Raw genomic sequence first — 24,758 nt, 5'->3', positions numbered from 1 at the left:
TGTCATACAACCGCACTCCGACGTCGGGTGCAGCATTCTGTGGGAGAACGCACGCGGAACGTCCGATGACGCTGCCCGGGGACGGGTGTGCAGGTCAGCGGGGCTGTGCGCGGCTCCGCGGGCGGTTCTGCCCGTTCCGGCCGGGGGTGCGCTGCGGGGTACCGTGAGGCGTGACCGAGCAGAGCCCCGCAGCCGTCGCGCGCGAGCGCGCCGCGGGGTCCGGTGCCCGCCCGGAGCCGGGCGCGCCGGCCACCTCCGCTCCCGCCGGTTCTGCCGCCGGCCCGGCCCCCGCGTCGCCACCGGCTCCTGCCCCCGAGCCGGCCGCCGCTGCGCCGACCCGGCCGGCGCCCGCCTGGGAGCAGGCGACCCGTCGACCCCCGACGACGATGCTCCGAGCGGCCGTCCGACCGCGCATGGTCCTGCTCCTGGTCCTCCTGCTCGCCGCGGCGGCCCTCTGCGCCCGCCTGGGCGTGTGGCAGCTGGACCGCGCGCAGGTGCACGGCGCGGCCGCGGCGGCCCGGCACACCGCCGAGCTTGTCGCCGCACCCGCCGTCCCGCTCGCGGACACCCTGGCGCCGCAGACGTCGTTCACCGGCGACCTGGTCGGCCGCAAGGTCGCCGTGACCGGCGCCTACGACGCCGCCGGCCAGCTGCTGGTGACCGGGCGCGCGCACGACGGCGAGACCGGGTTCCTCGTCCTCACGCCGCTGCGGACCAACGACGGCGCCGTGCTGCCCGTGGTCCGTGGCTGGGTGGCGACGCCCGCCGACGCCGACCAGCCGCCCGCCGGGAGCGTCGACGTCACCGGCTACCTGCAGGCGTCCGAGGAGGCCGCGGACGGCATCGCCGACGGGCGCACCGACGGCATCAGCTCCGCCGAGCTGCTCAACTCCTGGGGCGGCCCGATCTACACCGGGTACCTCGTCGTCGCGTCGTCCGACCCCGCGCAGGCGTCGACCGTGCTGCTCCTCGACCCCCCGACCAAGCCCGGGTCCGGCCTGAACATCCAGAACCTCGCGTACGCCGCGCAGTGGTGGATCTTCGGCGCCTTCGCGGTGCTGCTGTGGCTGCGGCTGGTCCGCGACGAGGCCCGGGGCTCGGGAGCGGAGCCGGAACCGGAACCGGAACCGGAGCCCGGCGTGGGCGGCGCTGCGCCGGCCTGACGGCAGCGGTTGGGGGGAGCAACGCGCGCCCGGTGCTCCCGGCACGGCTCGCCCCGGGTGGGCGTCGGTTCAGCCCATCGGTGGTCGGCGGCGCAGCTCCTTGACCGCGCGGCGCTTCTGCTCGCCCTGCACCCGGCGCACCTGCGACCCGCGGCTCGGGCGCGTGGCTCGTCGGGTCGGGCCCGGGGGAGCGAGCGCGTCGTCGAGCAGGGCGTGCACCCGGGTCAGCGCGGCCTCGCGGTTGCGCAGCTGCGACCGGTACTCCTGGGCGCTCACGGTCAGCAGCTCACCGCGCAGCCGGGAGGCCAGCCGGGCGAGCACGCGGTCCTGCTGGGTCGGGCTGGTCCACGCGATCCGGGCCAGGTCGACGGTCAGCTCGACTCGCGAGTCGGTCGTGTTGACCGACTGGCCACCCGGGCCGCTCGATCTCGAGAAGCGCCACGCGAGGGCGTCGTCCGGGACGACGACGCCCCCGCGCAGCGTGAGTGGATCGCTCATGTCAGTCGTGCTGCCACGAGTGCCACAGGGCGGCGTAGTCGCCGCCTGCGGCCACCAGCTCGTCGTGCGGGCCGATCTCGGTGATGCGGCCGGCGTCGACCACCGCGACGCGATCCGCGTCGTGGGCCGTGTGCAGACGGTGCGCGATGGCGACCACCGTGCGGCCGGCGAGCACCGCCGACAGGGACTTCTCGAGGTGGCGGGCGGCCCGCGGGTCCATCAGCGAGGTGGCCTCGTCGAGCACCAGCGTGTGCGGGTCCAGCAGCACCAGACGGGCGAGCGCGATCTGCTGCGCCTGGGCAGGCGTCAGCGGTGCGCCGCCGGAGCCGACCTCGGTGGCCAGCCCGTCGGGCAGCGCCTGCACCCACTCCCACGCGTCGACCGCCCGCAGCGCCCGCTCGAGGGCCGCCGGGTCGGCGTCCTCCTGCGCGAGCCGCAGGTTGTCCGCGACCGTGCCGACGAACACGTGGTGCTCCTGGGTGACCAGGGCGACGTGCCCGCGCAGCTCCTCCAGCGGCAGGTCGACCAGCGACACGCCGCCGACGGTCACCGTGCCGCCCGAGGGCGGGTGGATGCCCGCGAGCATGCGCCCGAGCGTGGACTTGCCCGCCCCCGACGGACCGACGACTGCCAGCCGCTCGCCGGCGGCCAGGTCGAGGTCGATCCCGTGCAGCACGTTGTGGCCCTCGCGGTACGCGTACTGCAGGTCCCGGGCGGCGATGTCCTCGTCGACCGGGGTGCCCTCACGCGTGGTGCGGTCCGGCTCGACCAGCTGCACGCCGACGATCCGGGCGAGCGACGTGGCCGCCACCTGGATCTCGTCGATCCAGAAGATCAGCTCCCACACCGGCCCGGTGACCTGGTACGTGTACATCACGATCGTGGTGACCGCGCCGACCGTGACCTGCCCCTGCGAGGCCAGGTACCCGCCCCAGAACAGGACGGCGGCCGGCGCGAGCACGAACGCGCCGTCGATGCCCGGGAACAGGATCGTGCGCAGCCGCAGGGTCGCCTTCTCGGCGGCGAACGCCTCGCGCAGGTCGTCGTCCACCCGGGCCATCCGGCGCCGGCCGAGCCGCAGGGCGTCGACCGTGCGGGCGCCCTCGACGGACTCGGTGATCGTGCCGTTGAGGGTGGCGTACGCGGCCGACTCGCGCTGGTACGCCGGGGTCGCGCGCTTGAGGTACCAGCGGACGAGGATCACCAGGGTCGGGACGCCGATGAACATCGCGATCGAGACCAGCGGCGAGATGAACAGGCAGGCGGCGACCGTCAGCGTGATGGTGACGACCGCGACGATCACCCGCGGGACGCCGAAGCGCACCGCGTGCTGCAGCTTGTTCACGTCGTTGGTCGTGCGCGCGACCAGGTCACCGGTCCCGGCCCGCTCGACGGTGGACAGCGGCAGCGACGTGACCTTCTCGATGAACTCCTCGCGCAGCTCGGCGAACACCTCCTCGCCGAACACCATCGACGCGCGCTGCGCGAAGCGGATGAGCACCGTCTGCGCGAGCACGGCGACGGCACCGATCGCGATGAGCGTGTTGATGTAGCCGGCCGTGGTGCCGTCGTTCACGGCGTCGACCAGCAGGCCGAGGATCCACGGACCGGCCAGGCCCGCGGTCGCGGCGAGCGTGTGCAGCACCGCGATGACGGTCAGCGGACGGCGGTGCTTGCGCATCAGGAGGCCGGTGTAGGCCCGCACGGTCGCCGAGTCGGCGATGGGGAGCTTCATGACTGTCCTCCGTTCGTCTGCTGTGCCATCAGCTCGCGGTGGAGCTGCTCGTCGTCCGCCAGGTCCTCGACCGCGCGGTTCTCCAGCGACTCCTCGTCCATGTGCCGTCCGACCACCGCCCGGTAGGCGCGCGCGACCTCGAGGTCGTCGACGCCGTGCGCGAGCAGGTCGTCGTGCGTCCCGCGGGCGCGGATGACGCCGTCCTGCACGAACGCGACCTCGTCCACGTGGTCGAGGACCAGCGGGCTCGCGGTCACGACGAGCGTGGTGCGGCCCCGCCGGACCTCGGCGAGCCGCGCCGCGATCCGCGCCTCGGTGTGGGCGTCGACCGCGCTGGTCGGCTCCACGAGCACGAGGATCTCCGGGTCGATGAGCAGCGCCCGGGCGAGCGCCACGCGCTGGCGCTGGCCGCCCGACAGCGACCGGCCCTTCTCGGGCAGCTCGCCGGCCAGGCCGTCGGGGACCGAGTCGAGCACGTCGTGCGCGTCGGCCGTCGCGATCACCCGCAGCAGGTCGTCCTGCGTCGCGCCCCCGCGGACGTCGAGCTCGTGCTCGAGCGCGCCGGAGAACAGGTGCGGCGTCGCCTCGGCGACGACGATGCGCTGGCGCACCGCGTCCTTGTCCAGCTCCGAGAGCAGCACCCCGCCGAGCCGGACCGGGGTGTCCTTCTCCGCCTCGTCGTCGAACCGGCCCAACCGCGTCGCGATGCGCGCCGACTCGTCCGGGTCCGCGCTGACCAGCGCGACGACCCGGCCGGGCTCGAGCCGCAGCGCGCTGACCTCGTCGACGAGCGGCACGTGCGCGTCCGGCACGGTGGCCGTGCCGTCGGTCGCGCCCGTCGCCGGGACGACCCGCAGCACCTTGACCACCTTGGTCGCGCCGATGTGCGCGCGCGTCGCGGCCTGCAGCATCTGCGTGGCGTTCTGGACCGGCCACGACAGGAACGCCGCGAACCCGTACGTGGAGACCAGCTGCCCCGGTGTGATGGTGCCCGCCAGCGCCATGTGCGCACCGAGGTAGATGAGGACCACGACGAACGTGCCGGGCAGCAGCACCTGCAGGGCGTCCAGCACCGACTGCGTCTTGGCGACCTCGACCCCGCGGCGCCGCGTCTCCTGGGACTGCTCGCGGTAGCGGCCGGTGAACACGCCCTCGCCGCCGATGCCGCGCAGGATGCGCAGGCCCGAGACCGTGTCCGCCCCGAGCGTGGTCAGGCGGCCCGAGGCCTCGCGCTGCGCGGCCTGCCGCCGGGACAGCGGCTTGACCAGCAGACCGAGGATCGCGGCGACGGTGGGCAGGCCCAGGATCACCACGAGGCCGAGCGGCACGGACACGCGGAGCATGAGAACGGCGGCGACCCCGTAGGCGACCAGGCTGCCGAGGAAGTGGGCGGCGAGCGCGTAGACCTCCCCGATCCGCAGCGCGTCGTTGGCGACGGCCGACACGACCTCGCCCGTCGGCAGCTCCGAGGTGATCGCGTGGCCCGAGCGCGACACCGTCTTGCCGACCAGCTGCGAGGACGTGAACGCCGCACGCAGCCAGTTCGCGATGTCGTAGCGGTGCCCGATGGCCGACGTCGTGATGACCACCGCGCCCAGGGCGAGCAGCGTGCCGCACGCCCGCCAGAGCTCGGGCCCGAAGCCGTGCGCCAGACCGTCGTCGATCGCGTTGCCGACGACGTACGGGGTGAACGCCTGCGCGGCGAACATGACGATGCCCAGCCCGACCGCGGTCAGGAGGATCCCCCACTGCCGGCGGGCCAGCCACCAGAGCAGCGCCGTGGGCCCGCTCAGAGGCGGGGTGCCAGGGTCGTCGAGCGGGAGGGAACGCATGAGGAGCAACGTTACGGGGCGGTACCGACACTCCTCGAACCGTTTTCCACGGCCCCCGGGGGACGAGGCGGAGGAACGGACCGGACGGACGGACACAGGACGGACGAGGTCCCCGCGCCGACTACCCTGAGGGCGTGACGCAGACGCCTGACCCGGCCGCCACCACCCACCGCCCCGTGCTCGTCGTCGACTTCGGCGCCCAGTACGCCCAGCTGATCGCGCGACGCGTGCGCGAGGCCAGCGTGTACTCCGAGATCGTGCCGCACACGGCGTCGGTCGCGGACCTGCTGGCCAAGGACCCCGCGGCGATCATCCTGTCCGGCGGCCCGTCCTCGGTGTACGCCACGGGCGCCCCGTTCGTCGACCCGGCCCTGTTCGAGGCCGGCGTCCCGGTGCTCGGCATCTGCTACGGGTTCCAGGCGATGGCCGCCGCGCTCGGCGGGACCGTCGCGCAGACCGGCCAGCGAGAGTACGGAGGGACGGCCGTCGAGGTCACGTCCGCCGGGACCGTGCTGGCGGGCAGCCCGGACTCGCAGACCGTCTGGATGAGCCACGGCGACGCGGTGCACGCCGCGCCCGAGGGCTTCGAGGTGCTCGCGACGTCGTCGGGAAGCCCGGTCGCCGCGTTCGAGGACCGGGCCCGCCGCCTGTACGGCGTGCAGTGGCACCCCGAGGTCAAGCACTCGCCGCTGGGCCAGAAGGCGCTCGAGAACTTCCTGTACGAGGGCGCCGGGCTGACGCCCGACTGGAACGCGGGGAACGTCGTCGCGGAGCAGGTCGAGAAGATCCGCGCGCAGGTGGGCACCTCGCGCGTGATCTGCGGGCTCTCCGGGGGCGTCGACTCCTCCGTGGCGGCCGCCCTCGTGCAGAAGGCCGTCGGCAGCCAGCTGACCTGCGTGTTCGTCGACCACGGGCTGCTTCGGTCCGGCGAGGCCGAGCAGGTGGAGAAGGACTTCGTCGCCGCCACGGGCGTCCAGCTCAAGGTCGTCGACGCGCGCGAGCGGTTCCTGCACGCGCTCGCCGGGCACACCGACCCCGAGACCAAGCGCAAGATCATCGGCCGCGAGTTCATCCGGGTGTTCGAGGACGCGGCGCGGGAGATCGTGGCCGGGAGCGACGAGGAGGTCGAGTTCCTCGTGCAGGGCACTCTGTACCCCGACGTCGTCGAGTCCGGCGGCGGCGAGGGCGCGGCCAACATCAAGTCGCACCACAACGTCGGCGGGCTTCCCGACGACCTGCAGTTCGAGCTGGTCGAGCCGCTGCGCACCCTGTTCAAGGACGAGGTCCGCGCGGTCGGCCTGGAGCTCGGCGTGCCCGAGGGCATCGTCTGGCGCCAGCCGTTCCCGGGCCCCGGCCTGGGCATCCGGATCATCGGCGAGGTCACCGCCGAGCGCCTCGACATCCTGCGGGCCGCCGACGTGATCGCCCGCGAGGAGCTGACCCGCGCCGGTCTGGACCGCGACATCTGGCAGTGCCCCGTGGTGCTGCTGGCGGACGTGCGGTCGGTGGGCGTGCAGGGCGACGGGCGGACCTACGGGCACCCGGTCGTGCTGCGGCCGGTGTCGTCGGAGGACGCCATGACCGCCGACTGGACCCGCCTGCCGTACGACGTGCTGGCGACGATCTCGACCCGGATCACCAACGAGGTGCCCGAGGTCAACCGCGTGGTGCTCGACGTGACGAGCAAGCCGCCGGGCACGATCGAGTGGGAGTGACCTCGGTGACGAACGACGAAGGAGCAGCACGCGTGAGCGAGACGGTGACCGGCGTGGACCCCTGGGTGCGCAAGGCCGCGGGGGCCACCAAGCGCTACCGCGTGCTGGCGTGGATCACCGGCACGATGCTGCTGCTGCTCTGCCTCGAGCTGATCCTCAAGTACGTGTTCCACGCGGGCGGCGTCGATGCGTCGGGCCACCCGAACCCCGTGATCGGCGCGTGGGTCGCCTATGCGCACGGCTGGATCTACGTCGTGTACCTGGTCACCGTGTTCGACCTCTGGTCGAAGATGCGCTGGCGGCTGGGGCGCCTGGCGACGATGGCCGCCGCGGGCGTCGTGCCCGTCATGTCGTTCATCCTCGAGCGCAAGGTGCACGCTCAGGCGCTCGCGCGGATCGAGGCCGCGGGTGGCGCACGCGGGTGACGTGGCCCGGATCGTGAACGCTCGTCCAGTTCGCGTGATTAGGGTGTGCGCGTGCTGATCGTCCATGTGTCCGACTGTTACGCGCCGCGGACCGGCGGGATCGAGTCGCAGGTCGGTGACCTCGCGGCGCGCCAGGTCCTGGCCGGCCACGACGTGCACGTGCTCACCGCCACGCTCGGCGAGGGTGGCGAGCGCGGGGGCGTCGTCGACGTCGAGAACGGCGTGCAGGTGCACCGGCTCGGTGCGCGCCTCCCGTTCGACCTGCCCGTGAACCCCGTCGGCCCCCGGCTGATGCGCGAGGCGTTCGAGTCCCTGCGGCCGGACGTCGTCCACGTCCACGCCGGGGTGCTGTCGCCCTTCGCCTACGACGGCGCGCGGATCGCGCTCGACGCCGGCCTGCCGACCGCGATCACGTGGCACTGCATGCTCGACGGCGTCGTCGGCACCCTGCGGACCCTGGTCCGCCACACGCACTGGCAGCGCACGCCGGCCGCGCTCTCCGCCGTCAGCCACGCCGCCGCCGAACGGGTGGAGCAGGTGTTCGGCGCCGAGGTGACCGTCATGCCCAACGGTCTGGACCTGGACCTCTGGGCACCCAAGAGCTTCTCGGAAGGCCGCGGGCGTCCGGGGGAGCACGGACCCCTCCGGCTGGTCTCCACGATGCGTCTCGCTCCCCGCAAGCGGGCCGTCCCGCTGGTCGAGCTGGTGGGGAAGGCCGCTCGTCGGCTGCCGCCGGACCGTCTGCGCCTGTCGATCATCGGCGCCGGCCCGGCGCAGGGTCGGGTGGCGTCCGCGGTGGCGGGGCAGGGGCTGCAGCACCTGGTGGAGCTGCGCGGCCGGCTGACCCGGCCGCAGGTCAGGGCCGCGTACGCCGACGCCGACGTGTTCCTCGCCCCGGCCGAGCTCGAGGCCTTCGGGATCGCCGCCCTCGAGGCCCGCACCGCCGGGCTCGCGATCGTCGCGCGCCGGGGCACGGGGATCGCCGAGTTCGTCGAGGACGGCATCGACGGGCTGCTCGTCGCCGACGACGCCGAGATGACCGAGGCGATCGTGCACCTCGCCCGCGACGGGCGCCTGCTCGAGGGGATGCTCACGCACAACCGCGCGGTCCGCCCGGCGTTCGGCTGGGACGACGTGCTCGGAGCCGCGGAGGCCGAGTACGCCCGCGCACGGGCGGCGCGCGCACTCGCCCGAGAGTTCTGACAAATCACCCTCTTTCTCCCCTAGAGTCGCTGGTGTTGGGCGCTTTAGTCATGGGCCGCTCGCGGCCCGCCGGGTCCTGGGGTTCGGGCCCGTCCTGTGGGGGTTCGGAAGGGGAAACATGGCTACGACAACAGGCAGCCCGAAGACAGTCCGAGTGCTCGGGCTGATCACGATCATCTTCGGGATCATCTTCATCATCGCGGGCGGCGTGACGTGGGGGGCGGTCTCCAGCAACCTGGCGGCCGAGAAGATCACGGTGTCCGACGACGCCCAGGCCTTCGGCGGTCAGCTGGTCGACACGCCGTGGGAGGCCTGGTTCCAGGCGGACATCATCAACACGCACGCGCTCGAGGCGTCGGGCGGCAAGACGTACGCCGAGCTGCCCCAGGACGACCCGACCCGGCAGACCGTCATGACGGCATCGTTCCTGCGAGCCTCGCTGTTCACCTCGGTCGTCGCCTTCGGCGTCGCGCTGCTGGTGGTCGGCATCGGGGTCGTGCTGATCCTCATCGGCTGGGCCCTGCGGAAGGCTGCAGTCCTCAACGGAGGGGTGGTGACCGAGCCGGTCGCCCCGGCGAAGGCCTACCCCGACCCGATCCCGACCGCCACTCCGACGGCACCCGCGGCGCCGACGACGACGTCGACCCCGCTGCCGCCGCCCTCGGGACCCACGGCCTGACACGACCGGACGCGACGTCCGAGCCCTGGGCTCGGACGTCGCGTTCGTCGTCTGTGGTGCGTTCAGCGGCGAGCGGCCCGCGCCCCGCTGACGATCGAGCCGACGAGCAGCGCCGTGCCCGCGACCGCGAGCAGCAGGATCATCGCGAGCTGGAGGTCGATGGCGACCCCGGCGGCCCACGCGAGCAGCCCCACGCCGATCGCCGCGATGACGAGTCCCCAGACCACCGTGCCGACGCGGAGCCGACGGCGGGGCGGGTCGACCGGTGCCGGCTGGACGACCGGGGCGTCGTCGCTCGGCACGTACGCGTCGGTGGGGTTCGTCGGCGCGTACCCGGCCGTCGCCGGCGGCGCGTAGAGGGCGCCGATCGGGGACGTGTACGCGGCGGGCTGCGGTGAGCCGACCGGCTCCGTGGCCGCGACGCGCGGGTCCTCGGTGACCGGGAGAGCCGCAGTCTCGTCGGTCGGCGTGGCCTGGACGACCGGTGCCTCGTCTGCCGCGGCGACCTCGATCACAGCGGCGGCGTCGTCGGCCGGCGCCTCCGTGATGGGGAGGACCGTGGTGTCGTCGGCGGACTGCGTGTCCGTGACCGGGAGGACGGAGGTGTCGTCGGCGGCCGGCGCCTCCGTGACGGGGAGGACCACGGTCTCGTCGGCCGACGGCGTCTCCGTGACGGGCAGCGGCGTCGTCTCGTCGGTGCCGGAGCCGGCGCCCGACTTCTTCTCGGTGGCCATCAGTTCTCCTCGGTGATCGTGACGGTGCCGGCGCCGACCTGGACCTGCAGCGCGAGCTGCGGGCCGCCGTCGTCGAGCGCGCCGGTCGTGAAGGTACGGGGGTTGAGGCCGACGCCGTCGGCGCTCTTGTGCTCGCCGTCGACGTCCCAGGTGACGGTGCCGGCGCCGTTGTCGACGTCGGCCGAGACGCTGGCGTCGGACGGCACGAGGACGGTGAGGTCGCCGGCCGCGAGGGAGATCGGGACCGCGAGGGTGGTGGACGTCATGGGGACGTCGGACAGGTCGATCGTCACGTCGCCGAAGCCCATCGAGTAGCCGGCCGCGGCGTCGGTGCGGGAGGTCACGACGATGTCGCCGCTCGCGGCGAAGTCGTGCCGACCGTCCGAGGTCCAGATCCAGTGGTTGTTCTGCACCGCGCCGAGGGGCACGGCCACCAGGATGCCGATGACCGCGAGCCCGCCCAGGCCTCCGCTGGTCCGGCCGCGCAGGCCGGCCACGATGATGCCGAGGCCGCAGAGCACGATGCCGATGCCCAGCGCGGTCAGCCCGACCGGGCCGTCGAAGCTGCCGGAGCGCTCGGCGACCATGAGGACCGCGAGGCTGAGCAGGCTGAGCGCGACGACCACACCGACCGTGCCGGCGCCCGCGCCCGGGGTGCGGGGGCGCGGAGGACGCGGGTGGTTCTGCGGGCGCGGCGTGCGGACGGGAGGCGGGGGCGGGGTCGGCGACGACTGCCAGCCCTGGGCGGGCGGTGCTCCGTACGTGGTGGTGGTGGGAGTCGGCGGGTAGGTCGCGGCGGGCGAGGTCGGTGGGTACGTCGCGGCGGGCGGGTAGGTCGCTGCCGGCGGGTACGTCGCCGCGGGAGCCGGGGTCGCGGAGGTGGTCGCGGACGCCGGCGGCACGGGCGCGCCGTACGGGCCGGGGGCCACCGGCGGGCGCGGTCGGGACGGCTGCTGGTTGGCCACGACGATGATCAGCACGACGAGGCCGGCGACGAACGTGAGCCACAGGAGTCCCTGCACCCAGCCGGGAGGCCCCCAGAAGAAGAACCAGTTGTCCCCGCGGCCGAACCCGACGATGACGAACGCCAGGGCGCCGAGCAGCGCGATGTCGAACCGGCCGAGGATCATCTCCTCGACGTGGATGCGCCCGTCGCGGCGCTCGGGCAGCAGCGCCCAGGCGGCGCCGTAGGCGACCAGGCCGAGGCCGCCCAGCAGGAGCGTCGCGGCGAAGATCCCGCGGACCAGCAGGGGGTCGAGGCCGAACCGGTCGGCCAGCCCGGCGCTGACTCCGCCGACCCAGCGGTCGTCGGAACGCGTGATGCCGAGGCGTCGGATGCCGGCGAAGAAGCTGTTCGACGTGTACGTCGGGCTCTGCGGCGGGGCCGTGGGGTCGGGTGCCGGCTCGGTGCCGGCGGGAGTGCTCGTGTCCATGCCTCGATCCTGGTCGCCCGGGTGGCCGCGCGGCATCGGGTGGTCCCCTGAGCGCACCCTGAACCTGTCGGTGCGCACCCCTGAACGGACCCCGGACCGCACCCCGGAGAGCCTGCGGGCGTGTGACGATCGGACCGTGACCCCGACCGAACCCCTGCTCGCCCGCCGACGGCTGCCGCTGCGCCGTCCCGCGCGCGGGCGCTGGTTCGGTGGCGTCGCGCTCGGGCTGGCGGCCCACCTCGACCTGCCGGTCGGGCTGGTGCGGCTGGCGTTCGTCGTCCTGACGCCGATCGCGGGCGTCGGACCCCTGCTCTACGTGTTCTGGTGGCTGGCGGTGCCCGCGGGCGACCCCGCGGACGCGGCGCAGGAGGTGCGGCCGAGCACGCTGACCCGGCTGGCCCGCCGGCAGGCGCTCGTCGAGCCGGGACGCCGCATCCCCGTGACCGACATCGCGATCGGCGGCCTGCTGGTCGTCGCCGCGGCGCTGCTCATCGCGGTCCGCTCCGGGGCCGACGTGCAGGTGGACTGGCTGCTGCCGGCGGCGATCGTGCTCGCCGGCCTCTGGCTGGCGTGGAGCCAGCTGGACGCCGTGCAGCGCGGACGGCTGCGGGACCGCGCCGGGGGGCGGACACCCGTGAGCGTGCTGCGCGTGGCCGGCGGGATCCTGCTGGCCGGCGTGGGCGTGCTGCTGTTCGTCGGGCTGGCGTCGGGCGAGGGCGTCGACACGGCCACGCTCGCGCAGTCGATCGTCGCGGCGGTCATCATGCTCGGCGGCGTCGCGCTGGTGCTGACGCCCTGGTGGCTTCGGCTGGTCCGGGAGCTCGGCGACGAGCGCGCGGCCCGGGCGCGGGAGTCCGAGCGGGCCGACATCGCCGCCCACCTGCACGACTCGGTGCTGCAGACCCTGGCCCTCATCCGGTCGCGGTCCGACGACTCCGCCGAGGTGGCGCGCATGGCTCGTGCGCAGGAGCGCGAGCTGCGGGAGTGGCTCTACGACGACCGCCCCGCCCCGGGCACGTCGGTGGCGGCGGCCCTGCGCGGGATCGTCGCGGAGGTCGAGGACTCCCGGTCCGGGCCGTCCGGCGACCCGGTGGCGGTCGAGTCGGTGGTCGTCGGAGACCGCGTGCCCGACGCCGACACCGAGGCGCTGCTGCAGGCCACGCGCGAGGCGCTGGTCAACGCGGTCGTGCACGGGCGCCCGCCGGTGTCGCTGTACCTCGAGGTGGGGTCGAGCGAGGTCGAGGTGTTCGTGCGCGATCATGGCGACGGGTTCGACCTCGACGAGGTGGGCACCGACCGGTTCGGGGTGCGCGAGTCGATCATCGGGCGGGTGCGTCGTCGTGGCGGCACCGCGTCCGTGACCAGCAGCCCCGAGCGTGGGACCGAGGTGCACCTGGTGGTGCCGATCCGGACGCCGGACGAACAAGGAGCGCAGTCATGAGCGAGACGGTCGACGTGGTGCTCGTGGACGACCACCACATGTTCCGCACGGGCGTGAAGGCGTCGCTCGACGCGGGCGTCCGCGTGGTGGGCGAGGCGGACACGGTCGACGACGCGATCCGGCTGGTCCACGAGCTGAAGCCCCCGGTGGTGCTGCTCGACGTGCACCTGCCCGGCGGCGACGGCGGGGGCGGCGCGGAGGTGATCAAGGCCTGCACCGACCTCCTGGGCGAGACCCGGTTCCTCGCGCTCTCGGTGTCCGACGCCTCCGAGGACGTGGTCGCCGTGATCCGCGCCGGCGCCCGCGGGTACGTGACCAAGGCCATCGACGGCACGGACCTGTCCGACGCCGTCCGCCGGGTGGCCGGTGGCGACGCGGTGTTCTCGCCGCGGCTGGCCGGCTTCGTGCTCGACGCGTTCGGTGCGGCGGCGGGCGACGTGGCCATCGGCGACGACGAGCTCGACCGGCTGTCCGCGCGCGAGCGCGAGGTCATGCGGCTCATCGCGCGCGGGTACTCGTACCGCGAGGTGGCCACCGAGCTGTTCATCTCGATCAAGACCGTCGAGACCCACGTCTCCGCGGTGCTGCGCAAGCTCCAGCTGTCGAGCCGGCACGAGCTGACCCGCTGGGCGGCGGCCCGGCGCCTGCTGTGACGGCGCAGCTGCGCGTCGCCGCGTACGCCGTGATCGTCGACGACGGTCGCGTCCTGCTCGCGCACTGGGTCGAGGGCGGGCAGTCCGGGTGGACGTTGCCGGGCGGCGGCATCGACCCCGGCGAGGACCCGGCCGACGCGGCCGTGCGCGAGGTGCTGGAGGAGACCGGCTACGACGCGGTCCTCGACGACCTGCTGGGCATCGACTCGCTGGTCATCCCCGCGAGCGACCGTCTGGACCCGTCCGCGGGGGACCTGCACGCGCTGCGGATCGTCTACCGCGCGCACGTCGTCGGCGGGGAGCTGCGCGACGAGGTCGACGGCTCGACGGACACCGCGGACTGGATCGACCTCGCCGACGTGGCCGCGCTCGACCGGGTGTCGCTGGTCGACGCCGGGCTCCGGCTGGCGGGGCACTAGCGGCCCATGGGGGAGGATCGGGGGGTGCCCGGCGACCGACTCATGCGCATCCACGGCCCGGAGTTCGAGGCCATGGCCGCCCGGGTCCTGCAGGTCACGGAGCTCACCTCGCGCCTGAACGTCCTGCCGTTCGACGACGAGGCGGGCAAGGCCGCGCTGCTCGAGCAGATCCTGGGCCGGCCGCTGCCCGCGCGGCTCACGATCTACCCGCCGTTCTACACGGACCACGGGCTGCACCTCGACCTGGCCGAGCGCGTGTTCATCAACCAGGGCTGCACGTTCCTGGACTATGCCGGGATCCGGATCGCCGAGCGCGTGATGATCGGTCCGAAGGTCACGTTCATCACCGGCGGCCACCCGGTCGACCCCGCCGAGCGCAGGCTGTACCTGACGGGCGCCCCGATCGACGTGGCGGAGAACGTGTGGATCGGGGCGGGGGCGACGATCCTGCCCGGGGTCAGCATCGGGCGTGACGCCGTGATCGCCGCCGGGGCGGTCGTGGCCGACGACGTGCCGGCGGCCAGCCTGGTGGCCGGCCCGAAGGCCACCGTGCGTCGTCGCTGGTGAGGGTTGTACGGTAGCGACATACCGCGCGGTCGGTATGCAACGGCAGTTCTCGACGAAGGGATCTCCTGTGACCGACCCCCGCACCGCCCTGGTGACCGGCGGCGCCCGCGGCATCGGCGCCGCGACCGCGCAACGGCTCGCCTCCGACGGGTTCCGCGTGGCCGTCCTCGACCTGCGCGAGCAGGACTGCGCCGCGACCGTCGACGCCATCCGCGCGGCGGGCGGTGACGCGTTGGCGGTCGGTGCCGACGTCGGCGACACCGACGCCGCCGCGGCCGCCGTCGCGCGTGTCGTCGACGAGCTCGGCGCCCCCACCGTGCTGGTGAACAACGCCGGGATCCTGCGCGACAACCTGCTGTTCAAGATGACCGAGGACGACTGGGACTCGGTGGTCTCCGTACACCTGCGCGGCGCGTTCCTCATGAGCCGCGAGGTGCAGAAGCACCAGGTCGCGGCGGGGTGGGGGCGGATCGTCAACCTGTCGAGCACGTCGGCGCTGGGCAACCGCGGGCAGGCCAACTACGCGGCCGCCAAGGCCGGGCTGCAGGGGTTCACCAAGGCGCTGGCCATCGAGCTGGGTCGCTTCGGGATCACGACGAACGCCGTGGCGCCGGGCTTCATCGCGACCGACATGATCCGGCAGACCGCCGAGCGCATGCACCTGACGTACGAGCAGTTCGTCGAGGCGGTGGCCAAGGACATCCCGGTGGGGCGGGTGGGCCGGCCGGAGGACATCGCGAACGCCGTCTCGTTCTTCTGCTCCGAGGCCGCGAGCTTCGTCAACGGCCAGGTCCTGTACGTGGCGGGCGGCCCGAAGGCGTGATCGCCGTCGCGTCGCCGGGCGCCCTGGTCGACGTCGTCGGGCGGTCGGTCACCGCCGAGCGCTGGTTCGCGATCGACCAGGCCCGGATCGACGCCTTCGCCGCCGCCAGCGACGACCACCAGTGGATCCACGTCGACCCGGACCGGGCCGCGCAGGGGCCGTTCGGCGCGACCATCGCCCACGGGTACCTCACGCTGGCCCTGATCCCGTCGCTGACCGACGGGCTGGTCGAGGTCGGCGGGACCGGGCTGGTGGTGAACTACGGGCTGGACCGGGTCCGGTTCCTGCAGCCGGTCACGGTCGGGTCGCGCGTCCGGGCGTCGATGGAGGTCCGGTCGGCCGAACCGACGCCGCAGGGCGTCCGGGCGGGCTACACGGTCACGGTCGAGATCGAGGGCGCGGCCAGGCCGGCGCTGATCGCGGAGACGGTGGTCCTGTACGTCGCGGCCTGACCGTACTCCGGACGGTCAGACGAACGCCGCGATGCCCGTGATGGCGCGCCCCACGATGAGGTGGTTCATGTCCTTGGTGCCCTCGAACGAGTAGACGGCCTCGGCGTCGGCCATGTACCGCGCGACGCCGTGGTCGAGCTGGATGCCGTTGCCGCCGAGCGTCTCCCGGCACAGGGCGACGGTCTCCCGCATCGCGGTCGTCGTGTACGCCTTGGCCAGCGCGGAGTGCTCGTCGCCCTGCCGGCCCTGGTCGCCCAGCTGGGACGCCCGGACGCACAGCGCGATGCTCGCGGTGATGTTGCCCAGGCAGCGGGCGAGCCTGTCCTGCACCAGCTGGAACGACGCGATCGGCTTGCCGAACTGCTCGCGCGCGAGCGCGTACGCCACGGTGGCCTCGTACGCGCCGATGGCCACGCCGACCGCCTGCCAGGCCACCTCGGCCCGGGTCAGCCGGAGCACGGTCGCGACGTCGCGGAACGAGTGGATGTTCGGCAGCCGGTCCGCCTCGGACACCTCGACCCCGTCGAGCAGGATGTCGGCGTTCTGCACGGACCGCAGCGCCTGCTTGCGCTCGATCTTCGTCGCGCTGAACCCGGGGGTGCCGCTGCGGACGAGGAAGCCCTTGACCTGGTCGTCGGCGGTGTCGCGCGCCCAGATGACGGTGAAGTCCGCGAACGTGGCGTTGCCGATCCAGCGCTTGGCGCCGTTGATCACCCATGTGTCGCCGGTGCGGTGCGCGGTGGTGCGCAGGCCGCGGGCGGTGTCGGAACCGGACAAGGGCTCGGTGAGGCCGAAGGCGCCCACCAGCTCGCCGCGGCTCATCGGCGGGAGCAGCTCGGCGCGCTGCTCGAGCGAGCCGCCGACGCCGATCGCGCCCATGGTCAGCCCGTTCTGCACGCCGATGAACGTCGAGAAGCCGGCGTCCACCCGTGAGAGCTCGAGGGCGACCCAGCCGCGGTAGACGGCGCTGTTCTCGAACCGGACCGTCTCCGGCCACATCGGCCCGAGCAGGCCGAGCTCCCCGACCCGCGGGATCAGGTGCACGGGGAACTCGGCGCGCTCCCAGCAGTCGTCGGCGATCGGCCGGACCTCGGTCTCCAGGAACTCCCGGATCGCCATGACGTGCTCGTTCTCGACCGGCGTCAGGACGTCCTGGAACGAGTAGAAGTCGCTGGTCAGCAGCGCGCGGGGGAGGGCGGTCTTCGGCGCGTCAGCGCTTCGGGCAACAGTCATGCGAGGAGCTCCGCTCGTCGATCGGCACCGATGACGTTCCGAGTCTGCATCATTCTGCGAGATGTTGCATGCCCCTCGGCGGCGAGGAGTAGGTTGCCGCCATGTCGAACCCCGGCGTCGCTGCGGACCGTTCGGTCGGGCTCGGCCGCGTCGGCACGCTGGTCGCGCCGTCCTGGCTCTCGCAACGTCTCGAGGACGGCGAGCACGCGGAGGCCGTGCGGGCGTTCCGGGCGGCCCGCGAGACGTTCATCGAGGGCGCGCGGATCGACATGGGCCGCCTCGCGACGAGCCTCGGCGTGGACCGGACCTCGCTGTTCCGCTGGGTGGGCAACCGCGACGTGCTGCTGTCCGAGGTCCTCTGGTCGCTCGCCGTCCCCACGCTCGAGCAGGCGGAGGCGGCGACGCGCGGGTCGCACGGGGCCGAGCGGGTGGCCGGGGTGCTCACGCACTTCGCCCAGGACCTCATCACCGCCGGCTACTTCCGTGGCTTCCTGCAGCGCGAGCCGGCGCGAGCGCTGCGGTTGCTCACGACGAAGGACAGTGAGATCCAGCGCCGCTACGTGGCCGTGGTCGAGGCTCTGGTCCGCGAGGAGCTGGGCGAGCAGCCGTTCGGCCGCCCGGTGAGCCCGCACGACCTGGCGTACCTGCTCGTCCGCGTCTCGGAGTCGTTCACCTACGCCGACCTGATCAACGGCGACCGGCCCAGCGCGGAACGGGCGCGGGCGGCGTTCGAGCTCGTGCTGCGCCCCTGACCTCCCCGCGCCGGGGGACCGCCGAGAAGCGCGCGAGCGGATCCGGTAGCGTACCGACCGGGCGGTATGCCGCCCGCGGAAGGTGGTCGACGATGACCGAACGGATGCCGGACCCGCCGGGGCTCGACGTCGCGCGGCTCGAGGCCTGGCTGCGCCGCGAGCACCCCGACCTGCTGGGCGAGGGGACGTTGTCCGCGCGGGTCATCGCCGGCGGCCGCAGCAACCTCACCTACCGGGTCGACGGCGGGGTCCGGCCGCTGGTGGTCCGCCGCCCGCCGCTGGGCCACGTGCAGACCACGGCGCACGACATGGCCCGGGAGCACCGCGTCCTCTCCGCGCTGGCGGGCTCGCGGGTGCCCGTACCCCGAACCGTCGCGCTGGTCGACGACCCGAGCGCGGGGACCGGCACCGTCTTCTCCGTGATGGACCTGGTGGACGGGATCGTGCTGGCGGACCCCGCCCAGAACGCCGCCTTCACCCCCGAGCAGCTGCGCGCGGTGAGCCTCGAGCTGGCGACGCTGCTGGCCGAGCTGCACGCGATCGACCCGTCGCAGGTCGCGCTCGCGGACTTGGGCCGGGCGGACGGGTTTCTCGACCGGCAGCTCCGGCGATGGCGGACGCAGCTGGACGGCTCGCGCTCGCGGCCGGCCCAGAGCCTCGACCACCTGCAGGAACGCCTGGCCGAGCGGGTGCCGACGACGCAGCGCAGCAGCATCGTGCACGGCGACTACCGGCTGGACAACGCGCTGGTGGGAGGCCCGGGGCCGCACGTCACGGCGATCCTCGACTGGGAGATGGCGACCCTCGGCGACTCCGCGGTGGACCTCGGCATGCTCGGGCTCTACTGGACCATCCGCCGGCTCAGCGACGCGGTCCCCAGCGCGGTCGACCCCGCCGCCGGCTACCCGGAGTTCGAGGAGCTGGTCGACGCCTACAGCGCCCGGCTCGGCACCAGCGTCCCGGAGCTCGGCTGGTACCGGGCCTTCGCCGCCTACAAGCTCGCGGTCATCCTCGAGGGCATCCACGTCCGGTTCCTCGCGGGCGAGACGGTCGGGGACGGCTTCGAGCAGATCGGCGCCCTGGTGGCCCCGCTCGCTGACGAGGGCCTCGCCAGGCTGGCGGGGGCGCGCTGATGGACTTCGCCCCCGACGCCGTCACGGTCGACCACGTCGCGCGCACCCGACGGTTCCTCGACGAGCTCGTCCATCCCGCCGAGCCGGTGCTCGAGGACCAGCTGGCCGCGACGCCCGACGAGTGGGGGACCCGGCCGATCGTGCGCGACCTGCAGGCCGCGGCGAGGGAGCGCGGGCTCTGGAACCTCTTCCGGCCGGGCGTCCTGACCACGCTGCAGTACGCCCCCGTGGCCGAGCTGACCGGCCGCAGCCCCCGTCTCGCGCCGGTCGCCCTCAACTGCGCCGCGCCCGACACCGGCAACATGGAGCTCCTGCACGAGTTCGGCACGCCCGCGCAGAAGGAGCAGTGGCTGGAGCCGCTGCTCGACGCCGAGATCCGGTCCGCGTTCTGCATGACCGAGCCGGACGTGGCGTCGTCGGACGCCTCGCAGATCGCCACCCGGATCGTGCGGGACGGCGACGAGTACGTCATCACGGGCCGCAAGTGGTGGTCGACCGGCGCGATGAACCCGGAGTGCGCGCTGCTGGTGGTCATGGGCGCGACGGACCCCTCGGCGGAGCGTCGTCGTCGGCAGAGCATGGTGCTGGTGCCGCGGGACGCCCCGGGCGTGACGATCGTGCGTCCGCTGACGGTGTTCGGGTACGACGACCGCGACCACGGCGGTCACGCGGAGATCCTGTTCGAGGACGTGCGCGTGCCGGTGACCAGCATCGTCGCGGGGGAGGGCGAGGGGTTCGCCGTGGCGCAGGCGCGGCTGGGGCCGGGCCGGGTCCATCACTGCATGCGGGCGCTCGGCATGGCGGAGCGGGCGATGGACCTGGTGGTCGAGCGCGCGACGTCCCGCACCGCCTTCGGGAAGCGGCTGGCCGACCAGGGCGTCGTGCGCGAGTGGGTGGCGGAGTCCCGGGTCCAGATCGAGGCCCTGCGCCTGCTGGTGCTCAAGACCGCGTGGCTCATGGACACGGTCGGCAACCGCGCCGCGACGACCGAGATCCAGGCGATCAAGATCGCGGTACCGCGGGCCGTGCAGCAGATCCTCGACCGCGCGATCCAGCTGTTCGGCGCCGCCGGCCTGTCCGGCGACCAGCCGTTGGCGGAGATGTTCGCCGCCGCCCGGGCCCTCCGCCTGGCGGACGGACCGGACGAGGTCCACCTCGCCTCCCTCGGGCGAGCGCAGCTCGACACGACGAAGGGAAAGTGAACCGACATGACGTACGACGAAGCCCTCGACGGAGCGGGCTACGGGAGCATGTCCGTCGCGGCGATCCTCGCCGAGACCGCCCACAGCCGGCCCGAGCGCACGGCGTTCCTCATGGGGGACCAGGTGGTGCGGTACGGCGAGCTCTGGGAGCAGACCCGCGCCTACGCCGGGGCCCTGCGCGCCCGGGGCATCGTGCCCGGCGACCGCGTCGCGATGATCGTCCCCAACGTGCCCGACTTCGCGCGCGTCTACTACGGCGTCCTCGCGCTCGGTGCGGTCGTCGTGCCGGTGCACCTGCTGTTCAAGGCCGAGGAGATCGCTTTCGTCCTGCGCGACTCGGGCGCGAGGCTGCTGGTGGCCGCGGCCCCGATGCTCGCCGAGGCCGGCCCGGCGGCCGCGTCGGTGGGGATCCCGCTGCTCACGGTCCTCGTCCCGGACGGGATGGAGGTGCCGTTCCCGCGGCTCGAGGACGAGGCCGCCGCGACGGAGCCCATCGACTGGTACGCGTCCGTGCACCCGATCAGCGCGGCGACGATTCTGTACACCAGCGGCACCACGGCCCGGCCCAAGGGCGCGGTCGGCTCGCACATGGCGATCATCGAGCAGGTCAACGTGGCCCTGATCGACACGTTCGACATGAAGCGGGACGACATCGTGTTCGGCGGGCTGCCGCTGTTCCACACGTTCGGCCAGGTCTGCGTGATGAACACGGCGTTCCGCGTGGGGGCCGCTGTCGTGCTGCTGCCCAAGTTCGACCCGGACCAGGCGCTCGCGCAGATGGTGACGCACCGGGCGACGGTCTTCACGGCGGTGCCGACGATGTACATCGGCCTCCTGCAGGCGGCGGCGCGCAGCACTGCGCGGCCCCCGCTGCGCTACGCGGTGTCGGGCGGCGCGGCCCTGCCGGTCGCGGTGCTCGAGGCGTTCTCGCGCGAGTTCTCCGCCGAGGTGCACGAGGGGTACGGGCTGACGGAGACGTCGCCGGCGGTGTCGTTCAACTACGTCGGCGAGCCCATCCGGCCCGGCACCGTCGGCCGTCCGCTCTGGGGTGTCGACATCGAGATCGCCGACGCCGACGTCGACGACCGCATCGTGCCGCTGCCGCTGGGCGAGCTGGGCGAGATCTGGTGCGCGGTCATGCCCTGTTCAAGGGCTACCTCAACAACCCCGAGGCGTCGGCGGCTGCGGTGGTCGACGGGTGGTTCCGCACCGGTGACCTGGGCACCAAGGACGCCGACGACGTCATCACGATCGTCGACCGCAAGAAGGACATGATCGTCCGCAACGGCTACAACGTGTACCCGAGCGAGGTCGAGGACGTGATGATGCGGCACCCCGCGATCGCGTTCGCGGCGGTGTTCGGGATCGCCGACGAGGCTCGCGGCCAGGAGGTCCACGCGGCCGTGGTGCTGCTCGACGGGCACACCGCGACCCCCGACGAGATCGTGGCGTTCGTGCGCGAGCGGGTCGCCGCGTACAAGTTCCCGCGCGTGGTGCACCTGGTCGACGCCCTGCCCCTGGGCGGCAGCGGGAAGGTGCTCAAGCGCGAGCTCGTGGCCCAGTTCTCGACGGCGCCCGCGCAGGCCTGAGGGAACCGGTCGTTCAGGAGTGCGGGATGCCCGCGATCATGCCGCCGTCGACCACCAGCTCGGTGCCCGTCGTGTAGGCGGAGTCGTCGCTCGCCAGGAACACCACGGTGCCCGCGACGTCCTGCGGCAGCGCGGGCCGGCCCAGCGGGATCGGCACGGCGGTGGGGTCGAGCCGCGCCGTCATCGGCGTCTGCACGAAGCCCGGGTGCACCGAGTTGACGCGGATCCCGTCGGGTCCCAGCTCGACCGCGAGCGACTTGGTCAGGCCCCGCACGCCGAACTTCGACGCGACGTAGCCGTGCAGGTGCGCACCGCCGCGCATGCCCTCGACCGACGAGATGTTGATGATCGAGCCCCGACCCGCTGCCTTCATCGTCGGCACCACGGCCTGCGCGCCCAGGAACACGCCGGTGAGGTTCACGGCGATGACCGCGTCCCACTTGGCCTTCGGGTAGTGGTCGATCGGCCCCGCGTTCGCGATGCCCGCGTTGTTGACCAGCACGTCGACCGCGCCGAAGGCGGCGAGCGTCCCCGCGACGACGGACGCCCAGCTCTCCTCGGAGGTCACGTCGAGGTGGGCCGCGAGGGCGCGGTCGCCCAGCTCGGCGGCCAGCGCCGCGGCGTCGTCGTCGCGCAGGTCGGCGAGCACGACGCTCGCGCCGGCGGCGTGCAGGGCCCGCGCGAACGCGGACCCGAGCCCGCCCGCGGCACCGGTGACGATCGAGACGCGACCGTCGAGCCTGCTGTCCATGCGACTCCCTCCCGGGGGGCTCAGGTGGCCGTGATGCCGTCGAGGAACAGGTCCGTCAGCTGCTCGGCGAGGACCGTCTTGTCCTCGGCGCCGTCGGGGGAGTACCAGGTCGACAGGTAGTGCACGTCGGCGAAGAAGTGCGCGACGAGCACCGCGCGCGGGATGTCCGTGCGGTACAGGCCCTCGTGCTGCCCGCGCTCGAGAAGGCCGGCGAACACGTCGTGGTACTGGCGGCGGCGGCGCGTGACCTCCTTCTGGCGGGGCTCGGAGAGCATGTGCACGCTGCGGAAGAACACGGTGCCCTCGGGCAGGAAGTCGATCGAGGTCTCGACGACGTCGACGCACACGTCGTGCAGCGTCTGAGCCGTCGGGGCGCCGCGGGCGATGATCTCGTCGAGGTGGTCGGTCTGCAGCGAGAGCATCCGCTCGTACACCGAGAAGAGCAGCTCGTCCTTCGAGTCGAAGTAGTGGTACATCGCGCCCTTGGTGACGCCGGCGGCCTCGACGATCTGCTGCACCGAGGTGTTCGCGTACCCCTGGGCGGCGAACAGCTCGACCGCGGCGCGCGTGATGTCGTCGACGACGCTGGACGTGGCCATGGGTGCTCCTTCGGTCAGCCGACCGCGACGACGCTCGCGCCGCCGTCGATGGTGAGGGTGTGGCCCGTGATCCAGGCGGCGTCGTCGGACAGCAGGAACGCGACCGGGCCGGCGACGTCCTCCGGCTCCCCGATCCGGCCCAGCGGGTAGGCCGCCGCGAGGGCCGCCTCGCGCTCGCCCGCGTACAGCGCCTGCGCCAGCCGCGTGCGAACCACGGCGGGGGCGACCGCGTTGACGCGGACGGCCGGCGCGAGCTCGACGGCCAGCTGCTGCGTGAGGTTGATGAGCGCGGCCTTGGAGACCCCGTAGACCGCCACGCCTGGGCTGGCCGACAGGCCGGCGACCGAGGCGGTGTTGACGATCGAGCGGCTCAGGCCGGCCGCGACGGCCGCCCGGGTCCAGTCGAGGGCGGCGACCACGTTGACCTCGAGGATCTTGCGGACCACGGAGCTCTCGATCGCGAGCGCCGGACCGAACGCCGGGTTGATGCCCGCGTTGTTGACCAGGTGGTCCAGGCGCCCGAACCGGCTCTGGACCAGGGCGAGCACCTCGGCCCGGTGGAGCTCGTCGTCGGCCTTGCCCGCGACGCCCACCGCGCGGCCCGGCTCGATCGCGTCCAGCCGCTCGACGGCATCCTGCAGCGACTCCGGCTTGCGCCCCGTGATCACGACGATGCCGCCCTCGGCGACCAGCCGTTCCGCGACCGCCAGGCCGATCCCGCGGCTGGCACCGGTGATCAGGGCGACCCTGCCCTCGAACCTGCGCACGTCCACCCCCGATACCGACTGTTCGGTATGTCGCCAGACAGTACCGCAAGCCCTCCGCGGATTTATCTGACTGGGCGTCATCTAGGGTGGCCGCATGGACCTCGTCTACAACCTCCTCGTCGTGCTCCACCTGATCGGCTGGGCCATCGTGCTCGGCGGCACCCTGGTCAACCTGCGGACCCCGAAGATCGCGACCGGCGTCCTGCACGGGATCCTCACCGCGCTCGTGACGGGCATCCTGCTGGCCGGCATCGCGTCGGCCGGGCTCGCCGGGCACGACCCGGACCCCGCGAAGCTCGCCGTCAAGCTCGTCGTCGCCCTCGTCGTCACCGCCCTGGTGATCGTGGGGGTGCGCAAGCCCGCGCGCGTGACCAGCGGGTACCTCGGGGCGATCGCCGGGCTCGTCGTGGTCAACGTCGCCGTCGCGGTGCTCTGGCACTGAGGCTACTGTCCAGCGCGTGGACCACATCGGCGACCTCCTGACCGGTCTCGTCGTGCTCGTCGGGCTGGTCGGGGTCGTCGTCCAGGTGCTGCCGGGCGGGCTGCTGGTCGCCGGTGCCGTGATCGTGTGGGGCGTCCTGACCGGCGGGGTCGCCGGGTGGACGGTCGTCGCGATCGCCGTGGTGGTCACCGCCATCGCGTTCGTCGCCAAGTACCTGCTGGCGGGCCGTCACCTCAAGCGGGCGGGGGTGCCGTCCTCGACGCTGGTCTGGGGCGGGGTCGCGGGCGTGGTCGGGTTCTTCGTGATCCCCGTCGTCGGCCTGTTCGTGGGCTTCGTGCTCGGCATCTTCCTGGTCGAGTGGCTGCGGTCGCGGGCCGCCCAGCCGGCGTGGCGGGCCACGGTCGCCGCCCTGCAGGCCACCGGGCTGACCATCCTGGTCGAGCTCGCCGCGGCCCTCGTCAGCACGGGCGCCTGGCTGACCGCGCTGGCTGCCACCTGAGCCCGGCGCGTCCACAGCG

At 73.4% G+C, this 24,758-nt stretch carries 25 protein-coding genes and 1 pseudogene; 17 read left to right on the top strand and 9 right to left on the bottom strand.

The genetic code is table 11. From position 1 onward, the window contains the following. The first annotated feature begins 170 nt into the window (after nt 1–170). Nucleotides 171–1,163: an SURF1 family protein gene (locus AC1DWH_RS13565; RefSeq protein ID WP_477094114.1), complete on the top strand. Its 993-nt coding sequence runs from the start codon at nt 171–173 to the stop codon at nt 1,161–1,163. Nucleotides 1,164–1,232: 69 nt separating this feature from the next. Here the strand turns inward: AC1DWH_RS13565 and arfB are convergent, their stop codons facing one another. The 3 genes from arfB to AC1DWH_RS13550 are packed head-to-tail and all read right to left on the bottom strand — an operon-like array spanning nt 1,233 to nt 5,228. Next, nucleotides 1,233–1,661 (bottom strand): alternative ribosome rescue aminoacyl-tRNA hydrolase ArfB, encoded by a 429-nt coding sequence (gene arfB / locus AC1DWH_RS13560; RefSeq protein WP_477094113.1) that lies wholly within the window; start codon nt 1,659–1,661, stop codon nt 1,233–1,235. Between the two features lies 1 nt (nt 1,662). Next, nucleotides 1,663–3,396: an ABC transporter ATP-binding protein gene (locus AC1DWH_RS13555; protein ID WP_477094112.1), complete on the bottom strand. Its 1,734-nt coding sequence runs from the start codon at nt 3,394–3,396 to the stop codon at nt 1,663–1,665. After that, nucleotides 3,393–5,228, bottom strand: a complete 1,836-nt coding sequence (locus AC1DWH_RS13550) for an ABC transporter ATP-binding protein (RefSeq protein WP_477094111.1) — start codon at nt 5,226–5,228, stop codon at nt 3,393–3,395. Before AC1DWH_RS13550 ends, AC1DWH_RS13555 begins: the two co-directional genes overlap by 4 nt. A 134-nt stretch (nt 5,229–5,362) precedes the next feature. Here AC1DWH_RS13550 and guaA point away from each other — a divergent pair, with 134 nt between their 5' ends. The 4 genes from guaA (at nt 5,363) to AC1DWH_RS13530 (ending at nt 9,250) form a co-directional block, all read left to right on the top strand. Continuing rightward, nucleotides 5,363–6,943 (top strand): glutamine-hydrolyzing GMP synthase, encoded by a 1,581-nt coding sequence (gene guaA / locus AC1DWH_RS13545; RefSeq protein ID WP_477094110.1) that lies wholly within the window; start codon nt 5,363–5,365, stop codon nt 6,941–6,943. A gap of 32 nt (nt 6,944–6,975) precedes the next feature. Continuing rightward, nucleotides 6,976–7,368 (top strand): DUF3817 domain-containing protein, encoded by a 393-nt coding sequence (locus AC1DWH_RS13540; RefSeq protein ID WP_456846638.1) that lies wholly within the window; start codon nt 6,976–6,978, stop codon nt 7,366–7,368. A 51-nt stretch (nt 7,369–7,419) separates the two neighbouring features. Further along, nucleotides 7,420–8,571, top strand: a complete 1,152-nt coding sequence (locus tag AC1DWH_RS13535) for a glycosyltransferase family 4 protein (protein WP_477094109.1) — start codon at nt 7,420–7,422, stop codon at nt 8,569–8,571. A 118-nt stretch (nt 8,572–8,689) separates the two neighbouring features. Continuing rightward, nucleotides 8,690–9,250 (top strand): aromatic ring-opening dioxygenase LigA, encoded by a 561-nt coding sequence (locus AC1DWH_RS13530; RefSeq protein ID WP_477094108.1) that lies wholly within the window; start codon nt 8,690–8,692, stop codon nt 9,248–9,250. A 62-nt stretch (nt 9,251–9,312) separates the two neighbouring features. On the opposite strand, the gene AC1DWH_RS13525 is transcribed toward AC1DWH_RS13530, so the two are convergent. Beyond that, a complete protein-coding gene (locus AC1DWH_RS13525) occupies nt 9,313–9,984 on the bottom strand; it encodes a hypothetical protein (RefSeq protein WP_477094107.1) in 672 nt (223 codons plus the stop codon). Next, complete coding sequence (locus tag AC1DWH_RS13520) at nt 9,984–11,417, bottom strand: PspC domain-containing protein (RefSeq protein WP_477094106.1); 1,434 nt, start codon at nt 11,415–11,417, stop codon at nt 9,984–9,986. Before AC1DWH_RS13520 ends, AC1DWH_RS13525 begins: the two co-directional genes overlap by 1 nt. A gap of 136 nt (nt 11,418–11,553) precedes the next feature. On the opposite strand from AC1DWH_RS13520, the gene AC1DWH_RS13515 reads away from it, so the two are divergent. The 6 genes from AC1DWH_RS13515 (at nt 11,554) to AC1DWH_RS13490 (ending at nt 15,772) form a co-directional block, all read left to right on the top strand. Beyond that, nucleotides 11,554–12,858, top strand: a complete 1,305-nt coding sequence (locus AC1DWH_RS13515) for a PspC domain-containing protein (protein WP_477094105.1) — start codon at nt 11,554–11,556, stop codon at nt 12,856–12,858. Next, nucleotides 12,855–13,511, top strand: a complete 657-nt coding sequence (locus AC1DWH_RS13510; protein WP_477094104.1) for a LuxR C-terminal-related transcriptional regulator — start codon at nt 12,855–12,857, stop codon at nt 13,509–13,511. The genes AC1DWH_RS13515 and AC1DWH_RS13510 overlap by 4 nt, the downstream gene beginning before the upstream one ends. Continuing rightward, nucleotides 13,508–13,930, top strand: a complete 423-nt coding sequence (locus AC1DWH_RS13505; RefSeq protein ID WP_456846631.1) for an NUDIX hydrolase — start codon at nt 13,508–13,510, stop codon at nt 13,928–13,930. Before AC1DWH_RS13510 ends, AC1DWH_RS13505 begins: the two co-directional genes overlap by 4 nt. A gap of 24 nt (nt 13,931–13,954) precedes the next feature. Next, nucleotides 13,955–14,497: a DapH/DapD/GlmU-related protein gene (locus tag AC1DWH_RS13500; RefSeq protein WP_477094103.1), complete on the top strand. Its 543-nt coding sequence runs from the start codon at nt 13,955–13,957 to the stop codon at nt 14,495–14,497. 67 nt (nt 14,498–14,564) lie between these two features. Continuing rightward, entirely contained in the window at nt 14,565–15,320 is a 756-nt protein-coding gene (fabG, locus tag AC1DWH_RS13495; RefSeq protein ID WP_477094102.1) for a 3-oxoacyl-ACP reductase FabG, read from the top strand. After that, nucleotides 15,317–15,772, top strand: coding sequence for a MaoC family dehydratase (locus AC1DWH_RS13490; RefSeq protein ID WP_477094101.1), 456 nt, complete (start codon nt 15,317–15,319; stop codon nt 15,770–15,772). Before fabG ends, AC1DWH_RS13490 begins: the two co-directional genes overlap by 4 nt. 15 nt (nt 15,773–15,787) lie before the next feature. Here AC1DWH_RS13490 and AC1DWH_RS13485 read toward each other — a convergent pair whose 3' ends face one another. Continuing rightward, the gene (locus AC1DWH_RS13485) at nt 15,788–17,005 is read right to left on the bottom strand and encodes an acyl-CoA dehydrogenase family protein (RefSeq protein ID WP_477094100.1); all 1,218 of its coding nucleotides are present in this window, start codon (nt 17,003–17,005) and stop codon (nt 15,788–15,790) included. A gap of 101 nt (nt 17,006–17,106) precedes the next feature. Between AC1DWH_RS13485 and AC1DWH_RS13480 the strand changes: the two genes are divergently transcribed. The 4 genes and pseudogenes from AC1DWH_RS13480 (at nt 17,107) to AC1DWH_RS13465 (ending at nt 21,681) form a co-directional block, all read left to right on the top strand. Next, nucleotides 17,107–17,757, top strand: a complete 651-nt coding sequence (locus AC1DWH_RS13480) for a QsdR family transcriptional regulator (RefSeq protein WP_477094099.1) — start codon at nt 17,107–17,109, stop codon at nt 17,755–17,757. 92 nt (nt 17,758–17,849) lie between these two features. Continuing rightward, nucleotides 17,850–18,890 (top strand): phosphotransferase family protein, encoded by a 1,041-nt coding sequence (locus tag AC1DWH_RS13475; protein WP_477094098.1) that lies wholly within the window; start codon nt 17,850–17,852, stop codon nt 18,888–18,890. Next, nucleotides 18,890–20,092: an acyl-CoA dehydrogenase family protein gene (locus AC1DWH_RS13470; protein ID WP_477094097.1), complete on the top strand. Its 1,203-nt coding sequence runs from the start codon at nt 18,890–18,892 to the stop codon at nt 20,090–20,092. Before AC1DWH_RS13475 ends, AC1DWH_RS13470 begins: the two co-directional genes overlap by 1 nt. A gap of 6 nt (nt 20,093–20,098) precedes the next feature. Then, nucleotides 20,099–21,681: pseudogene (locus AC1DWH_RS13465) on the top strand (AMP-binding protein). 13 nt (nt 21,682–21,694) lie between these two features. Here the strand turns inward: AC1DWH_RS13465 and AC1DWH_RS13460 are convergent. Genes AC1DWH_RS13460 through AC1DWH_RS13450 form a run of 3 tightly spaced genes read right to left on the bottom strand, consistent with a single transcriptional unit; the run spans nt 21,695 to nt 23,804 of the window. Next, complete coding sequence (locus AC1DWH_RS13460; RefSeq protein WP_477094096.1) at nt 21,695–22,432, bottom strand: SDR family NAD(P)-dependent oxidoreductase; 738 nt, start codon at nt 22,430–22,432, stop codon at nt 21,695–21,697. Nucleotides 22,433–22,452: 20 nt separating this feature from the next. Next, nucleotides 22,453–23,031, bottom strand: a complete 579-nt coding sequence (locus AC1DWH_RS13455; protein WP_456847357.1) for a TetR/AcrR family transcriptional regulator — start codon at nt 23,029–23,031, stop codon at nt 22,453–22,455. A gap of 14 nt (nt 23,032–23,045) precedes the next feature. Further along, the gene (locus AC1DWH_RS13450; protein ID WP_477094095.1) at nt 23,046–23,804 is read right to left on the bottom strand and encodes an SDR family oxidoreductase; all 759 of its coding nucleotides are present in this window, start codon (nt 23,802–23,804) and stop codon (nt 23,046–23,048) included. An 88-nt stretch (nt 23,805–23,892) separates the two neighbouring features. On the opposite strand from AC1DWH_RS13450, the gene AC1DWH_RS13445 reads away from it, so the two are divergent. Then, nucleotides 23,893–24,240, top strand: coding sequence for a hypothetical protein (locus AC1DWH_RS13445; RefSeq protein ID WP_477094094.1), 348 nt, complete (start codon nt 23,893–23,895; stop codon nt 24,238–24,240). A 16-nt stretch (nt 24,241–24,256) separates the two neighbouring features. Further along, on the top strand, nt 24,257–24,739 hold the full coding sequence (locus AC1DWH_RS13440; protein ID WP_456847354.1) for a DUF456 domain-containing protein: 483 nt from the start codon (nt 24,257–24,259) through the stop codon (nt 24,737–24,739). Nucleotides 24,740–24,758 lie beyond the last annotated feature (19 nt).

The sequence above is a fragment of the Cellulomonas sp. P2_F12 genome, assembly GCF_056403775.1.
Note: the sequence above shows the minus strand (reverse complement) of the source record. Positions and strands in the feature narration are given on the sequence as shown.

What these genes read in the sequence shown, in the direction of transcription:
- arfB (WP_477094113.1), bottom strand. Translation starts at nt 1,661, where the DNA reads ATGAGCGATCCACTCACGCTGCGCGGGGGCGTCGTCGTCCCGGACGAC.
- AC1DWH_RS13470 (WP_477094097.1), top strand. Translation starts at nt 18,890, where the DNA reads ATGGACTTCGCCCCCGACGCCGTCACGGTCGACCACGTCGCGCGCACC.
- AC1DWH_RS13445 (WP_477094094.1), top strand. Translation starts at nt 23,893, where the DNA reads ATGGACCTCGTCTACAACCTCCTCGTCGTGCTCCACCTGATCGGCTGG.
- AC1DWH_RS13455 (WP_456847357.1), bottom strand. Translation starts at nt 23,031, where the DNA reads ATGGCCACGTCCAGCGTCGTCGACGACATCACGCGCGCCGCGGTCGAG.
- AC1DWH_RS13550 (WP_477094111.1), bottom strand. Translation starts at nt 5,228, where the DNA reads ATGCGTTCCCTCCCGCTCGACGACCCTGGCACCCCGCCTCTGAGCGGG.
- AC1DWH_RS13555 (WP_477094112.1), bottom strand. Translation starts at nt 3,396, where the DNA reads ATGAAGCTCCCCATCGCCGACTCGGCGACCGTGCGGGCCTACACCGGC.
- AC1DWH_RS13475 (WP_477094098.1), top strand. Translation starts at nt 17,850, where the DNA reads ATGACCGAACGGATGCCGGACCCGCCGGGGCTCGACGTCGCGCGGCTC.
- AC1DWH_RS13480 (WP_477094099.1), top strand. Translation starts at nt 17,107, where the DNA reads ATGTCGAACCCCGGCGTCGCTGCGGACCGTTCGGTCGGGCTCGGCCGC.
- AC1DWH_RS13520 (WP_477094106.1), bottom strand. Translation starts at nt 11,417, where the DNA reads ATGGACACGAGCACTCCCGCCGGCACCGAGCCGGCACCCGACCCCACG.
- AC1DWH_RS13460 (WP_477094096.1), bottom strand. Translation starts at nt 22,432, where the DNA reads ATGGACAGCAGGCTCGACGGTCGCGTCTCGATCGTCACCGGTGCCGCG.
- AC1DWH_RS13530 (WP_477094108.1), top strand. Translation starts at nt 8,690, where the DNA reads ATGGCTACGACAACAGGCAGCCCGAAGACAGTCCGAGTGCTCGGGCTG.
- AC1DWH_RS13485 (WP_477094100.1), bottom strand. Translation starts at nt 17,005, where the DNA reads ATGACTGTTGCCCGAAGCGCTGACGCGCCGAAGACCGCCCTCCCCCGC.
- AC1DWH_RS13525 (WP_477094107.1), bottom strand. Translation starts at nt 9,984, where the DNA reads ATGGCCACCGAGAAGAAGTCGGGCGCCGGCTCCGGCACCGACGAGACG.
- AC1DWH_RS13510 (WP_477094104.1), top strand. Translation starts at nt 12,855, where the DNA reads ATGAGCGAGACGGTCGACGTGGTGCTCGTGGACGACCACCACATGTTC.